Below are 14,137 nucleotides of genomic sequence, written 5' to 3' on the forward strand. Positions count from 1 at the left end.
GAGCGGGCGGTGGTCTGCTCCCACGGTGCACCGCGCGGCGGCCGGGCGCGAGGCGGGCCGGTGCCCGCGGGTGACGGACACCGGCCGTGCGGCGTCCGCGCTCACACCGGGACGGACAGCGACAGCGCGAAGCGGCCCCGCGGGTCGGTCCACCAGTGCGTCAGAGCGAGCCCGGCGCCCGCCAGCTCCGCGCGGATCCCCTCCCTGCGGAACTTCGCCGAGATCTCCGTGCGCATCTCCTCGCCCGCCGCGAAGTGCGCCGCGAGGTCGAGCGCGGGCACCTTGACCACGAGGGCGGTACGGGCCCGCAGCCGCATCTCGATCCACTCGCGCCGGGCGTCCCACAGGGCGACGTGGTCGAAGGCCTCCGGGTCGAAGTCGGCGCCGAGCTCGCGGTTGACGACGGCCAGGACGTTCTTGTTGAACGCGGCGGTCACCCCGGCCGCGTCGTCGTAGGCCGCGACGAGCGTGCCCTCGTCCTTGACCAGGTCCGTGCCCAGCAGGAAGGCGTCACCGGGGGCGAGTTCCGCCCGCAGCCGGGCGAAGAACCGCGCCCGCTCGGCCGGTTGGAGATTGCCGACGGTGCCGCCGAGGAAGGCCAGCAGCCGGGGGCCCGGCACCCGCGGCAGTACGAGCGCTTCCTGGAAGTCGGCGATCACGGCGTGGACGGTCAGCGCCCGGTGCTCGGCCAGCAGTCTCCCGGCCGCCCCGGACAGCGCGCTCTCGCTGACGTCCACGGGCACGTAGTGGGTGAGGGAGGACAGCGCCCGCAGCAGGTGCCGGGTCTTGTCGGAGGAGCCCGAGCCGAGCTCCACGAGGGTACGGGCCCCGCTCGCCGCGGCGATCTCCCCGGAGCGCGCGAGCAGGATCTCCCGCTCGGCGCGCGTCGGGTAGTACTCGGGCAACAGCGTGATCTCGTCGAACAGTTCGCTGCCGCGCGCGTCGTAGAACCACTTCGGCGGGAGCTCCTTGGGCGAACGGGTCAGGCCCTGGGCGACGTCCGCGCGCAGCGCGGCGGCGGTCGCGTCGGGGGGAAGGGTGCGGGTGAGGACGAACGGGCTCACTGACGGGGCTCCTTGAGCGGTGCGAGGGCGAGGTCGGTGCGGGTCGCGGTGAGCAGATGGCCGTCGGGGACAGGGCTCCAGCGCGGGTCGTCGTCGTAGGGTTCGGAGGCGACCACGAGCAGGCGGGGCGGGGCCGCCAGGTACCACAGGCTGTCGCCCCAGGCGGTCGCGGCGACGGCCGAGCCGTCGGTCAGCAGCAGGTTCAGCCGTGAGCCGGGCGCGGCGGCGGCCAGGTCGAGGACGGCCGCGGCCAGGGCCTCGCCGGGCGGGATCCCCGAGCGCAGCCGGTGCGCGACGAGCGCCCAGACGAAGGCCGAGTCCGTGCGGGCGGCGAGCCCCAGCAGCTCCCCGGGCGGCAGCCGCGCGGCGAGCGGGGCCGCGGACCCGGGCCAGCCGGCCAACGCCCCGTTGTGGCTGAAGAGATACGGGCCGTCCGCGAAGGGCGCGGCCGCCGCCTCCCCGTCCGCGCCGGGCGCGGTGGCGTCCCGTACGGCCGCGAGCAGCGCCCCGGTGCGCACGACCCGGGCGAGGTCGGTGAAGCCCGGATCCGCCCAGATCGGCCCGGCGCGCCGGTAGCGGGCGGGCAGCGGGTCGCCGGGCGCGTACCAGCCCACGCCGAAGCCGTCCGCGTTGACGGTGCCCGAGCACTGCATGCGCGGCTGCCAGGACTGGCGCACCAGAGCGTGCGGCGGGTCCACCATATGCGTGCCGATCCCGAACTCCTCGCCCAGCACAGTGATATGACGGCACATGGGCGTCACTCGGCGTCGCGCGCGGTGCGGAAACCGGAGAAGATCTGCCGGCGCACCGGCAGGTCCCAGTTGCGGAACGTGGCCCGGCAGGCCACCGGGTCCACGGCGAACGAACCGCCGCGCAGCACCTTGTGGCCGTCGCCGAAGAACACCTCGGAGTACTCGCGGTAGGGGAAGGAGCAAAACCCCGGGTACGGCAGGAAGTCGCTCGCCGTCCACTCCCACACGTCCCCGATCAACTGCCGCACCCCCAGCGGGGAACCGCCCGCCGGATAGGCCCCGGAGTCGGCGGGCCGCAGATGGCGCTGGCCGAGGTTGGCGCGCTCCGGCGTGGGATCCTCGTCCCCCCACGGATAGCGCGTCGAGCGGCCCGTGGCCGGATCGTGGCGGGCGGCCTTCTCCCACTCGGCCTCCGTCGGCAGCCGCCGGCCCGCCCACGCCGCGTACGCCTGCGCCTCGTAGAAGCTCACGTGCATAACCGGCTCGGCCGCGCGGACGGGCTCGACGGTCCCGAACCGCCGGCGCACCCAGCTGCCGCCCTCGCGCCGCCAGAACAGGGGCGCGCGAAGGCCGTGGGCGCGCACCTGCTCCCAGCCCGCCGGGTGCCACCAGCGCGGTTCGCGGTAGCCGCCGTCCTCGATGAAGCGCAGGTAGTCGCCGTTGCTCACCGGGAGCGTGTCGATCCAGAAGGACGGCACGAAGCGGCGGTGCGCGGGCCGCTCGTTGTCCAGCGCCCACGGCTCCTGGGAGGTCCCCATGGTGAACGCGCCGCCCTCGACGCGGACTTCGCGCGGCAGGGCGGCTGTATCCGGGGCGGCCGGCGGCGGCTCGGGCGCGAAGAGCACCGTCGGCCCCGACCGCAGCTGATGGGTGATCAGCATGGTTTCGTCGTGCTGCTGCTCGTGCTGTGCGATCATCCCGAACGCGAACCCTCCCTCCACGAGCGGGCGGCCGTGCAGCGGGGCGGTGCCCAGCAGGTCCAGCACGCGGGCACGCACGTCCCCGGCGTAGCGGCGTGCCTGATCGGGGGGCAGCAGCGGCAGCGCGGGCCGCTCGGCCCGCGGATGCTCGAACGCGTCGTAGAGCGGGTCGAGTTCGGGGCGCAGCGCGTCGTGGCCGCCCACGGCACGCAGCAGCCAGATCTCCTCCTGGTTGCCGATGTGCGCCAGATCCCACACCAGCGGCGACATCAGCGGCGAGTGCTGGGCCACCAGCTCGCGGTCGTCGACGCACTCGGTCAGGGCGCGGGTGCGTTCCCGCGCCCGCAGCAGCACATGCGCGGCCCGTTCGCGCAGAAGATCCCCGTCGGGGGCGGGGCCGGGGGCGGTCATCGGTCCTCCTCGCGGCCGGCCGGCCCGACGCAGGCGTCGAGCAGGTCGTCGGCGGGGCAGCGCCCCCGGTCCACATAGCGGGCGGTGAAGTCGTCGACGGCGGCCAGCACCCGGGCGGGCGCGCCCATCCGGGGCAGCGCCTCCCGGGCCGCCGCGAAGCAGGTCGCGGCCGTGGCCCGCAGCTCGGGATCCGCGAGCCCGTGCCGTGCCGCCCGGTACCACAGCGGGTTGCGCGGGGCGGGGGCCTCGCCGGCGGCGTCGGCCAGGGCCTTGACCGCCCGGTAGGAGGTCTCGGCGGCCACCGGGTCGTCGCACAGCGCCACCGTGACCGCGAGCGGCACGAGCCAGCCGTCGGCCCCGGGCTGCGCGTCGATCATGCGCAACTCCAGGTGGCCGCGCGGCCGTACGGGCGGGAAGAGCGTGGTCAGGTGGTAGGCCACGTCCTCGGCGGTGGCCGGGCGGGGCCGGCCGGAGCGGATCCAGCCCCGCAGGTCCAGCCCCTTCGGCGCGTCCCAGCAGCCGCCCCGCGAACGCAGCACCATGATCGGCGCGTCCAGCGCGTAGGCCGCCCAGGCCGCCCGCAGGTCCGCGGAGCCCCCGGGGGCCAGCGTGCGGCCCGGGTCCATGTGCGCGTAACAGGCCTGCCGCACCGAGCGCCAGCCGGTCGGCCTGCCGTTGCGCAGCGGCGAGTTGGCGAACGCGGCCAGCAGCACCGCGCCCAGCAGATGCACGTGGGCCCAGCGCCGCCCGAAGCCCAGCGGGCCCGGCTCCTCGTAGCCCGCGTCCACACAGACCTGCACGGACGCCGTCGCGCACATGATCGTGCGGCCGGCCGCGTTGAACCGGTCGTAGTACGTCTGCATGGAGCGGTAGCGGGGCGTGGACAGCAGCCGGTGCGGGGGATGCCAGGGGTCCCGGCCGTAGCCGGCGAGGGCCAGGCCCAGGCCGCCCAGGGCCTCGCGGGCGAGATCGAGATCGGCGGAGACCTCCGCCACACAGTCGGCCAGGGACTTCGCGGGCCGGGAGCTGAACTCCACCTGGCCGCCGGGTTCGACCGTGAACAAGGAAGCGAGCGGCAGCTCGCGCAGCCGGTCGGCTGCGGCCGCCAGCAGGGGCGGGGGGACGGGACGCACCGGGTCGCGCAGATCGTGGACGAGCCACTCCAGTTCCACACCGAGCAGCCGGGGCGGCCCGGTCTTGAAACAGATGCCGCGGACGAGGGCGTCCGCCTCGGCCTCACCGATCACGCGGGGGGAGTCCTCCCACCCGGATCCGGTACCCGTCACCGTCCGTACCTCCCGTCCGTGCGGAACTGCTGTACCTATTGCCGGACACACGCCCCCGCACACATTGTTGACGCGGGGTTGACGGGCCCGCCAGCCGAGGCCGTACGGTCCACACCGTGAGCGAACCCGCACCGGACGCCCCCGCCGCCCCCGCCGGCGAAGCCCTCCGCGAGGTCTTCGCGCCCGCCTCCTACGCCCGCGCGGTGCCCTACGCGCTCTTCCGTGAGCTGCGCGAACACCACCCGGTGTGCTGGATCGAGGAGCCCGCCGTCGGCCCCTGGCCGGCCGGGCCCGGCTACTGGGCGGTCTTCCGGCACGCGGACGTCAGCCGGGTGCTGCGCAGCCCCGAACTGTTCTCCTCGCACCTGGGCGGGACCCAGATCCGCGATCCGGCCACCCCCGGCGATCTGGCCTTCGTCCGCACGATGATGCTCAACCAGGACCCGCCCGCGCAGCTGCGGCTGCGCCGCATCGTCGCCGCGGCCTTCACCCCCCGCGCGGTACGGGAGTTGGAGGACGTCATCGAGGCACGGGCGCACGCCCTGATCGACGCCGTCGCCGCCCGGGGCGAGGCCGACTACGTCGACGTGGCCGCCGACCTGCCGGTGTGGACCCTCGCCCACCTCATGGGCGTGCCCGAGGAGGACCGGCTGCTGCTGTACGACTGGTCGAACCGGGTCATCGGCTACCAGGACCCCGACCACGCGCACTCGGCCACCGCCGACCCCGCCACCCTCACCCCCATGGGCCGCGCGGCCCTCGCCCTGCGCCCCGGGGCGCACGGGCCCGACGACAGGCCGCTCGACCCGCGCTCGCGCGCCGGACTGCCCGACATGTTCGCCTACGCGCACGCCCTCGCCGAGCGGCCCCGGCCCGGCAGCGTCATGGCCCGCATGCGCGAAGCCGGCCTCGAACACGACGAGTTCGAGACCATGTTCTTCCTCTTCGCCGTCGCCGGGAACGAGACCCTGCGCAACGGCATCCCCGGCGGGCTCCTCACCTTCCTTCAGCACCCCGGGCAGCGCGCCCTGTTCCTGGCCCGCCCCGAGCTGACCGCGTCCGCCGTGGAGGAGGTGCTGCGCCACTGGCCGCCCGTCATGGACTTCCGGCGCACCGCCACCCGGGACACGCGGCTTTCGGGGGCGCGGATCCGGCGCGGTGACAAGGTCGTCGTCTACCACGCCTCCGCCAACCGCGACGAGCGCGTCTTCACCGACCCGGACCGCTTCGACATCACCCGCAGCCCCAACCCGCACGTCAGCTTCGGCCACGGCCCCCACATGTGCCTGGGCGCCCACCTCGCGCGCGTGCAGCTGCGCGCGATGCTGCGCACCACCCTGGAACGGCTCGTGGACCTGGAACTCGCGGGCGAGCCGGTCCGGCTGACGTCCAATCTGCAGAACGGCCTGAAACGACTGCCCGTCAGATGGCGAACAGTTCGGTGAACGGCCCCGCCGAATCGGCCACTTCGTGGCCGAGCGGGCTGTTGAAGTCCCAGATGAGGAAGAGCAGGAACGCGATGAGCGCGCTGTAGAGCCCGGCCAGCAGCAGCTCGCGCGGCGAACGCCGGATCTGCAGCAGGAAGATCAGCCCCACCGCGACCGCCGCCCCCGCGATGAGCCCGAACCACACCACGCCCGGCATCGTGTCGTCCGCGTTCTGGGCGCGGGCCTCGCGGGCCGCGGCCGCCGCGCCGACCTGGTCGAGCAGCGGCTGGTAGGACTGGCCCTCGTGGTCGTTGCGCGGCTCGTAGGAGGTGACGTCGGTACGCACCCTCTCCAGCAACTGCCCGCCCCGCTCGGTGAGACGGCCGTCCCGCTGCATGGCCGGCCACTCCGTGCGCACCACGTGGCGCGCGTACGCGTCGACGTCCGCGCGCGTACGGTCCCGCGTCGCGGGCGCGAACGCCTGGACCCGCTGGGCCACCTCGTGCAGCGCGTGCGCCTCCGCGCGCACCGCGTCCTGGGCGGCGTTGCGGGCCTCCCATACGCCCGCGATGGCCAGCCCCAGCACGATCGCGTACACGACCCCGACCATCATCGTCATGTACTCGATGACATCCGGGGTCTGACCGGGGTCGTCGTCGGGCCCGGCTGTGCGGGAGCGCAGCACGGTGATGGCCAGCACGACCGCGCACACGGACGCGATCGCGATGGCGAGAACCAGCCATTCGGCCATGGGGAGACCTCCGGGGGGTGGGGGGAAGGCGGGGCACGGATGCAGGATTCTGACGTCGGGTCAGCGGTTGCGGCTGCCGCCGCTGCCGCCGCTGCCACGGGGTCGCAGCATCGCGGCGGCGAGCACCGCCGGGGCCGTGGTCATCAGCGTCAGGGTGACCAGCGACGTGCCGCTGCGCGGCGGCCTGGGCGCGGACGCGTGATAGGCCCGGGGCACGAGGTGCGGGGTGGGCGGGGGCGGTGGCGTGGGCGACGCCGGGGCCGCTGGCGGCGGCGGGGCAGGGGCAGGCGGCTTCGGCACCCGCGGCGGCGGGGCAGGGGCCGGGGGAGGCGCGGGTACGGGCCGGGGCGCGCGCGACGGTGTACTGCCCGGAGTACTGCGCGGCGGAGCCGGCCGCGGCGGGGGAGAGGAGGAGGGGGAGGGCCAACAGGGCGTGCGCAGCGTCGCGTTGACCTCCCCGGAGCGGGCCCGCAACGTCAGACAGCCGGAACCGTCACGGACCAGCGAGGCCACGCTGTCGCCGTCGCGAGCGGAGACGCTTGCGCTGTCGCCACCGCCCACCACGGCCGCGCCGGCGCCGGGCACCGAGACGACGACACCTTGCCGGTCACGCGTCGGGGATGCGGTGCCGCGCGGTGCGGCCGCGTGGCCGTAGGGGGTGCGTGACGGGGCTGCCGCGTCGGGCCGGCCGTGAGGCGTGGTCGCGGTGCGGTGTCGTCCGCGCGGTGCGATGACGGTGCTGTCGGGGCCGTGTGCCGGGGCTGCTGTGTCGTGCCCGTCGTGCGATGGGGCTGCCCCGTCGTGCCGGTCGCGACGCGCGGTGGCGGTGCTGTTTCCGTCGTGCGGCGGGGCCGCCGTGCCGTATTGGACGCGTGGTGCGGTGGTGGCGCTGTCGGGACTGCGTCCCGGGGGTGCCGCGTCGTGCCCGCCACGACGCGTGGTCGCGGTGCCGTTCCCGTCGTGCGGCGGGATCGCCGCACCGTGCCGGCCGCGCAGCGTGACCGTGCCGCCGTCGTCGTCCGGGGCCCTCGCGGCCGGCCCGGCAGCCGTTGTTGCCAGGACGGCCACCAGGGCCACCAACCCCGCCCGCACCGCCCGCACCCATCCCGTCACGCAGCAGATGGTGGTGGGTGCCGCACCCATGTCTGTAGCAGGTGCGCGGGAAACCCTCCGATGAGGTGAAGGCCGCTGCGCCCTGTGTGCGGGCCGGGACGGACAATCGGATTCCGGTTCGGGGCGGACCAGTTGGGCCGAAGCCGGTCACGCACCGCTCGCCGTGTCCTCGAAACCCTCGAAGTCCTCGAAGCCACCGTGCCGGCCCGCGCCCGCAGCGAAGCGGGCCGCGCCCCGCGCCGCCTCGTCCAACACGGCCGTGCCGTAGGAGAATTCCACCCCCAGAGCCTCCTGTTCCGTACGCCCGTGCTGTTCGAGCAGCGAGGCCCGGTCGCCGCGCAGCGCGCCCTGCGGGAAGCGCGCGATCCGCGCCGCGAGTTCCTCCGCCGCCCCACGGGCCCCGCCGCGCGGCACCAGACGGTTCGCCAGGCCGATGGCGTACGCCTCCTCGGCGGACACCGGACGGCCCGTCAGGACCAGGTCCATCGCCCGGCTCTCCCCGATCAGCCGGGGCAGCCGCACCGTACCCCCGTCGACGAGCGGCACGCCCCAGCGGCGGCAGAACACCCCGAAGACCGCGTCCTCCTCCGCCACCCGCAGATCGCACCACAGCGCCAACTCCAGCCCGCCCGCGACCGCGTGACCGCTGATCGCGGCGATCACCGGCTTGGACAGCCGCATCCGGGTGGGCCCCATCGGGCCGTCGCCCTCCGGGGCGAGGGAGTTGCGGCTCGCCTCGCCGAACGCCTTGAGGTCGAAGCCCGCGCAGAACGTGCCGCCCTCGCCCCACAGCACCGCCACCCGCGCCCGCTCGTCCGCCTCGAAGGCCCGGAAGGCGTCGGCGAGCGCGGCGGCGGTCGGCGCGTCCACGGCGTTGCGCACGGACGGGCGGGAGAGGACGACCGTGGTGACGGGCCCGCGCCGCTCGGTGCGCACGGCCGGCGTGCTCACCGGTCCTCCTCGACGGCGGCCCGCTCCAGGACGGGGCCCACGTCCGTGCCCGGCGGCAGGGTGCCGAAGGCGTACCCCCAGTCGCCGCCCAGCCGGGAGGCGCAGAAGGCGTCGGCGACGGCCGGCGTGCTGTACCGGACGAGCAGCGCGCCCTGCAGGACGAGCGTGAGCTGCTCGGCGACGCGGCGGGCGAGGAACTGCGCGCCCGTACCGCCCGTACCCCCGGCGTCCTCGGTGAGTCCGCGCAGCAGCCGGCGCAGCCGCTCGGTGGCCGCGTCCAGCCGGACGTCCGCCCCCGCCGCCGCCTCCACCTCCGTGAAGTAGGCGTCCAGCGCGCCCGGTTCGCGTTCCAGCGCCCGCAGCACGTCCAGTGCCGCCACGTTGCCCGAGCCCTCCCAGATCGACAGCAGCGGCGCCTCCCGGTACAGCCGGGGCATCCCCGATTCCTCCACGTAGCCGTTGCCGCCCAGGCACTCCAGCGCCTCGGCGGCGTGCGCGCTGCCCCGCTTGCACACCCAGTACTTGCCCGCCGCCAGCGCGATCCGGCGCAGCGCCGCCTCCGCGGCGTCGCCCTCCCCGGCCCGGTCGAGGGTGGCCGCGAGCCGCATCGCCAGGACCGTCGCCGCCTCCGACTCCACCGCCAGGTCCGCCAGCACCGAGCGCATCAGCGGCTGGTCGATCAGCTTCGCGCCGAAGGCCCGCCGATGCGCGGCGTGGTGCAGGGCCTGGCGCAGCCCGGCCCGCATGCCCGCCGCCGCGCCGAGCACACAGTCGAGGCGGGTCATGCCGACCATCTCGACGATCGTGCGCACCCCGCGCCCGGGCTCGCCCACCGGCCAGGCCACCGCCTGCTCGTACTCGATCTCCGCCGAGGCGTTGGAGCGGTTGCCGAGCTTGTCCTTCAGGCGCATCAGCCGCATCGCGTTGCGGGTGCCGTCGGGCAGCACGCGCGGCATCAGGAAACAGCCCGGCCCGGCGTCGGTCCGCGCCAGCACCAGGAACAGATCGCTCATCGGCGCCGAGGTGAACCACTTGTGCCCGGTGATCACGTACGAGCCGTCGCCCGCCGGCACGGCCGTGGTGGTGTTGGTCCGCACGTCCGAGCCGCCCTGCTTCTCGGTCATCGACATGCCCGCGATCAGGCCCCGTTTGCCGAGCGGCGGACGCAGCCCGTAGTCGTAGACGCGCGAGGCCAGCAGCGGTACGTACGCCTTGGCCAGCTCCGGCTCGGCGCGCAGCGCGGGCACCGCCGCGTACGTCATGGAGACCGGACAGCCGTGGCCGGGCTCGGCCTGCGCCCACACGTAGAACTTCGCCGCCCGCACCAGGTGCGCGCCCGCGCGGGGCTCGGCCCAGGGGGCGGCGTGCTGCCCGCTGGCCACGGCCTCCGTCATCAGGTGGTGCCAGGAGGGGTGGAAGTCGACCTCGTCGACGCGGTGGCCGTAGCGGTCGTGGGTGCGCAGCACCGGCGGGTACGCCTCGGCGGTGCGCGCCCACTCCTGGACCTCCGGCGAGCCGGCCCGCGCGCCCAGCGCGCGGACCTCCGCCTCGCCCCAGCCGCCGTCGCGCCGCAGCGCCTCCAGCAGCGGCGGGTCGTCGGCGGTGGAGAACGAGGTCAGCGGCGGGACCTGGTTGAACACTTCGTGCGTGGGCATGGCGGCCTCCGGGAGCGGAGCGACACAGGACCTGGCAGGAGCACGGGTATTACGCTTTCATGATGCGCGATCGAGAACCGTAATGACAGGGGGTGGTGGTGACGATGCCCCGGGTCCCGGACGGCGCCGGCCCGGCGGAGCTCGGCCTGCGGCCGCTGACCGCGCGCTCCGTCGTGCTCTCCACCCTGCTCGGCCACCATCCCCCCGAGCTGCCCGCCCGCGCCCTGGTCCGCGTCGGCGAGCTCTTCGGCATCGCCGAGGGCACCGTCCGCACCGCTCTGACCCGCATGGTCGCCGCCGGGGACCTGCGCGCGCACTCCGGCACCTACCGGCTCACCGGCCGGCTCGTCGCCCGGCAGGCCCGCCAGGACGACAGCCGTGCCCCGCGCACCCGCCCCTGGCAGGGGGACTGGGAGATCGCGCTGGTCACCGCCGAGCGCCGCACCCCCGCCGACCGGGCCGCCCTGCGCACCGCCATGGCCGCCCTGCGCCTGGCCGAGGCACGCGAGGGCTGCTGGCTGCGCCCCGCCAACCTCGTCCGTGACCGGCCGCCCGTGGTCACCGGCCAGTGCGCGTGGCTCACCGGCACCCCCGAGGACGACCCGGCCGCGCTCGCCGCCGCCCTGTGGGACCTCGACGGCTGGGCCCGGCGGGCGCGGGCCCTGGCCGCCGCCCTCGACCGGCGCCCCGGCGGCCTCGCCGAGCGGTTCACGGTCTCCGCGGCGGTGCTGCGCCACCTCCTCGCCGACCCGGTCCTGCCCGCCCCGCTGCTGCCCGCCGACTGGCCGGGCGAGCGCCTGCGCGGCCGCTACGAGACCTTCGACCGGGACTTCCGGGCCCTGCTCCTGCGGCACATCGGCCTGTGACGCGCGGGCCCTTCCGCCACCCCGTAGGGCCCGGTGAATATGAGCAATCAGTGACAGTTCTCTCGATCCGCCGCCGCACGTCGCACGAGTGTGCACACGCCACGGATACTGGGCCGCATGTCACGCGTGCTTCTGATCGAGGACGACCGCGCCGTACGGGACGGGGTCACCCTCACGTTGCGCCGCCGCGGCCACCAGGTCGAGGGCGCGCCCACCGGCCAGGCGGGCCTCGCCGCCCTGGAGACCTTCCGGCCCGACATCGTGCTGCTGGACCTGATGCTGCCCGACAAGAACGGCTTCGAGGTCTGCCGGCGGATCCGCGCCACCCAGCAGATCCCCATCATCATGCTCACCGCGCGCGGCGACGACATCGACGTCGTGCTGGGCCTGGAGGCGGGAGCCGACGACTACATCGTCAAGCCCGCCCGCGGTGAGGTCCTCGAAGCCCGCATCCGCGCCGTCCTGCGCCGTGCCGCCCCCGGCGACGGCGGCCCCGAGCCGGAGGCGGGCCGGCCCGCCGAGACCCACGGCGACCTGACCATCGACCGCGCGGGCCTGCTGGTGGCCAAACACGGCAAGGACCTGCCGCTCGCCCCCTCCGAGCTGAAGCTGCTGCTGCACCTGTCGGCCACCCCGGGCCGCGTCTTCAGCCGCCAGCAGCTCCTGGAGCACGTCTGGGAGCACAGCTACCACGGCGACGCCCGCCTGGTGGACGCCTGCGTGATGCGCCTGCGCACCAAGATCGAGGACTCCACGCGCTCCCCCAGGTACATCCAGACCGTCCGCGGTTTCGGCTACCGGTTCGGGCCGCTGTGACCCTGGCGGTACGCAGGAGCCGGCCGCGGCTCCGATGGCCCGCGCTCCCGGCGCGGTGGAAGCTCCCGCGGCTGCCCGTCGGCGGCCTGCGGGCCCGCCTCGTGGTCGCCTTCCTGCTCGTGGCCGCGCTCAGCGCGCTCACCACGGCGACGCTCACCTTCCGCGAGGCCCGCAACGCGATCCTCAAGCGCACCCAGGACACCGCCGTCGCCGCCCTGCGCTCCCAGATCAACTCGCAGGTGCCCGACTACACCTTCCCGGCCGGCCAGGACAAGCTCCGCGAACTGAGCCGCGGGCTCACCCGGGGCGGCGAGTCACAGCACTGGATCATCCACGTCCGCTACAAGGACGGGCCCCTCGTGCCCGCCGCCGACCCCAAGGTGGGCATCCCCAAGGACCTCCAGCAGCGGGTCGCCAGTGGGGTGCCCGCCCTGCAGCGCATGGACATGGACGGCGGCCTGTGGCTCGTCGTCGGGCTGCCCGTCACCTACTACGGCTCCGACGAACGCTCCGGCCTGGAGGTCTACGCCCAGCTCCCGCTCCACGACGACGAGGCCAATGTGCAGGCCCTCGTCGAGGCCGCGCAGAGCGGCGCCGTGCCCGCCGTCGCGCTCGCCGCCGTGCCCGCGCTGATCGCCGCGCGCGGCGTGCTGCGGCCCGTACGCGAACTGCGCCGCGCCTCCCGGAAGATCGCCGCCGGTGAGCTGGACACCCGGCTGAAGGTCACCGGACGCGACGAACTCGCCGACCTCTCCCGCACGTTCAACGAGATGGCCGAGGCCCTGGAGGAGAACGTCGCCGAACTGCGCCGCATGGAGGCCAACTCCCGCCGCTTCGCCGCCGACGTCTCGCACGAGCTGCGCACCCCCCTCGCCGCGATGACCGCCGTCGTCGACGTCCTCGACGACGACGCCGGCTCCCTCGACCCCGACACCGCCTACGCGGTGCGGCTCATCAGCGAGGAGACCGGCAAACTCGCCCGCATGGTCGAGGACTTGATGGAGATCTCCCGCTTCGACGCCGGCGCCGCCGCCCTGCACCTGGACGAGGTCGACGTCGCCGAGACCGTCCGCAAGACCCTCCAGGCGCGCGGCTGGCGCGAGAAGGTCACCGCCGATCTGCCCGAGGGACTGCGGGCCCGGCTCGACACCCGCCGCATCGACGTCGTCGTCGCCAACCTCGTCGGCAACGCCCTGCGGCACGGCGGCGAACCGGTGACCGTCGGCGTGCGCGCCGTGGAGGCGAGTGCCGGGGAACCGGCAGAAAACCCCACCGGGCAACGGCTGCTGATCGAGATCGCCGACCGGGGCAAGGGCATCGACCCCGAGGTGCTGCCGCACGTCTTCGACCGCTTCTTCAAGGCGGACTCCGCGCGCGCCCGCTCCGAGGGCAGCGGCCTGGGCCTCGCGATCACCCTGGAGAACGTGCGGCTGCACGACGGGACCGTACGCGCCGCCAACCGGCCCGAAGGAGGAGCCGTGTTCACCGTGGACCTGCCGCTGCGGACGGGAGGCGAGGACGCGTGAGGGCCCGCCGTACCCTGCCCGCCGCCGCCCTGGCGCTCGCCCTGGGCACGCTCCTCGCCGGCTGCGGCGTGACGACCACCGACGTCGTCGACATGGGCGTCCCCGCGACCGGCGTCAAACGGCCCGGGGAGAAGGGCGACACGGTACAGCTGTACTTCATGTCGCCGACCGGGGTGCGCGGCACCACCCGGATGGCCAAGGCCCGGCTCGGCGCGGAGGGCGCCGTCGCACTGCTGCTGGACGGGCCCTTCGAGGCGGAGCGGGCCCGCGGCCTGTACTCGGAACTGCCCGGGTTCCCGCCCCGCAGCGTCCAGGTGACCGTCGACGGGCGGCAGGTGCGGGTGCAACTGCCGCTGAATCCCACGGTGCTGTCCCCCGTCGCCCGCAGCCAGATCGTGTGCACCGCGGCCGACAACGACACGCCGGTCGGCGGCCGGCTGCGGGACACCAAGGTCGTGCTCACCGACGGCAACGCCATCCTGGCCGACATGATCTGCGACAACGGCACCGCCTTCCCGGACGCCAAAGCCCCGTCCCCCTCCCCGGGAACGGGGCTCACCGGGGGCGCGGCACAGTGACGTCGTGCCGCGCCTGTCTCC

At 75.0% G+C, this 14,137-nt stretch carries 13 protein-coding genes; 5 read left to right on the plus strand and 8 right to left on the minus strand.

Annotation, left to right across the window (positions count from 1 at the left end):
* Window positions 1–101: 101 nt before the first annotated feature.
* Genes egtD through egtA form a run of 4 tightly spaced genes read right to left on the minus strand, consistent with a single transcriptional unit; the run spans window position 102 to window position 4,433 of the window.
* Window positions 102–1,064: an L-histidine N(alpha)-methyltransferase gene (egtD, locus tag ACFP1Z_RS15020; RefSeq protein ID WP_390316773.1), complete on the minus strand. Its 963-nt coding sequence runs from the start codon at window positions 1,062–1,064 to the stop codon at window positions 102–104.
* Window positions 1,061–1,816 (minus strand): ergothioneine biosynthesis protein EgtC, encoded by a 756-nt coding sequence (gene egtC / locus ACFP1Z_RS15025; protein ID WP_390316774.1) that lies wholly within the window; start codon window positions 1,814–1,816, stop codon window positions 1,061–1,063. Before egtC ends, egtD begins: the two co-directional genes overlap by 4 nt.
* Before the next feature lie 5 nt (window positions 1,817–1,821).
* A complete protein-coding gene (gene egtB / locus ACFP1Z_RS15030; RefSeq protein ID WP_390316775.1) occupies window positions 1,822–3,147 on the minus strand; it encodes an ergothioneine biosynthesis protein EgtB in 1,326 nt (441 codons plus the stop codon).
* Window positions 3,144–4,433: an ergothioneine biosynthesis glutamate--cysteine ligase EgtA gene (gene egtA / locus ACFP1Z_RS15035; protein WP_390316776.1), complete on the minus strand. Its 1,290-nt coding sequence runs from the start codon at window positions 4,431–4,433 to the stop codon at window positions 3,144–3,146. The genes egtB and egtA overlap by 4 nt, the downstream gene beginning before the upstream one ends.
* A 116-nt stretch (window positions 4,434–4,549) precedes the next feature.
* On the opposite strand from egtA, the gene ACFP1Z_RS15040 reads away from it, so the two are divergent.
* The gene (locus tag ACFP1Z_RS15040; RefSeq protein WP_390316777.1) at window positions 4,550–5,878 is read left to right on the plus strand and encodes a cytochrome P450; all 1,329 of its coding nucleotides are present in this window, start codon (window positions 4,550–4,552) and stop codon (window positions 5,876–5,878) included.
* Here ACFP1Z_RS15040 and ACFP1Z_RS15045 read toward each other — a convergent pair.
* The 4 genes from ACFP1Z_RS15045 to ACFP1Z_RS15060 all read right to left on the minus strand — a co-directional run bounded on the left by ACFP1Z_RS15045 (window position 5,856) and on the right by ACFP1Z_RS15060 (window position 10,330).
* Window positions 5,856–6,611 (minus strand): bestrophin-like domain, encoded by a 756-nt coding sequence (locus ACFP1Z_RS15045; protein WP_390316779.1) that lies wholly within the window; start codon window positions 6,609–6,611, stop codon window positions 5,856–5,858. The genes ACFP1Z_RS15040 and ACFP1Z_RS15045 overlap by 23 nt on opposite strands.
* A 60-nt stretch (window positions 6,612–6,671) precedes the next feature.
* Window positions 6,672–7,724: a hypothetical protein gene (locus ACFP1Z_RS15050; protein WP_390316780.1), complete on the minus strand. Its 1,053-nt coding sequence runs from the start codon at window positions 7,722–7,724 to the stop codon at window positions 6,672–6,674.
* A gap of 147 nt (window positions 7,725–7,871) precedes the next feature.
* Entirely contained in the window at window positions 7,872–8,675 is an 804-nt protein-coding gene (locus tag ACFP1Z_RS15055; protein ID WP_390316782.1) for a crotonase/enoyl-CoA hydratase family protein, read from the minus strand.
* Window positions 8,672–10,330 carry an acyl-CoA dehydrogenase family protein gene (locus ACFP1Z_RS15060; protein ID WP_390316783.1) on the minus strand — a complete coding sequence of 553 codons (1,659 nt, stop codon included), beginning with the start codon at window positions 10,328–10,330 and terminating at the stop codon, window positions 8,672–8,674. The genes ACFP1Z_RS15055 and ACFP1Z_RS15060 overlap by 4 nt, the downstream gene beginning before the upstream one ends.
* Before the next feature lie 104 nt (window positions 10,331–10,434).
* Here ACFP1Z_RS15060 and ACFP1Z_RS15065 point away from each other — a divergent pair, with 104 nt between their 5' ends.
* The 4 genes from ACFP1Z_RS15065 (at window position 10,435) to ACFP1Z_RS15080 (ending at window position 14,116) form a co-directional block, all read left to right on the plus strand.
* Window positions 10,435–11,196 carry a PaaX family transcriptional regulator C-terminal domain-containing protein gene (locus ACFP1Z_RS15065; protein WP_390317029.1) on the plus strand — a complete coding sequence of 254 codons (762 nt, stop codon included), beginning with the start codon at window positions 10,435–10,437 and terminating at the stop codon, window positions 11,194–11,196.
* A 117-nt stretch (window positions 11,197–11,313) separates the two neighbouring features.
* Entirely contained in the window at window positions 11,314–12,012 is a 699-nt protein-coding gene (locus ACFP1Z_RS15070; protein ID WP_390316784.1) for a response regulator, read from the plus strand.
* On the plus strand, window positions 12,009–13,538 hold the full coding sequence (locus tag ACFP1Z_RS15075; protein ID WP_390316785.1) for an ATP-binding protein: 1,530 nt from the start codon (window positions 12,009–12,011) through the stop codon (window positions 13,536–13,538). Before ACFP1Z_RS15070 ends, ACFP1Z_RS15075 begins: the two co-directional genes overlap by 4 nt.
* The gene (locus tag ACFP1Z_RS15080) at window positions 13,535–14,116 is read left to right on the plus strand and encodes a hypothetical protein (RefSeq protein WP_390316786.1); all 582 of its coding nucleotides are present in this window, start codon (window positions 13,535–13,537) and stop codon (window positions 14,114–14,116) included. The genes ACFP1Z_RS15075 and ACFP1Z_RS15080 overlap by 4 nt, the downstream gene beginning before the upstream one ends.
* The last annotated feature ends 21 nt before the right edge of the window (window positions 14,117–14,137 follow it).

This window comes from Streptomyces gamaensis (genome assembly GCF_042656465.1).
In the GTDB taxonomy this organism is placed as follows: domain Bacteria; phylum Actinomycetota; class Actinomycetes; order Streptomycetales; family Streptomycetaceae; genus Streptomyces; species Streptomyces gamaensis.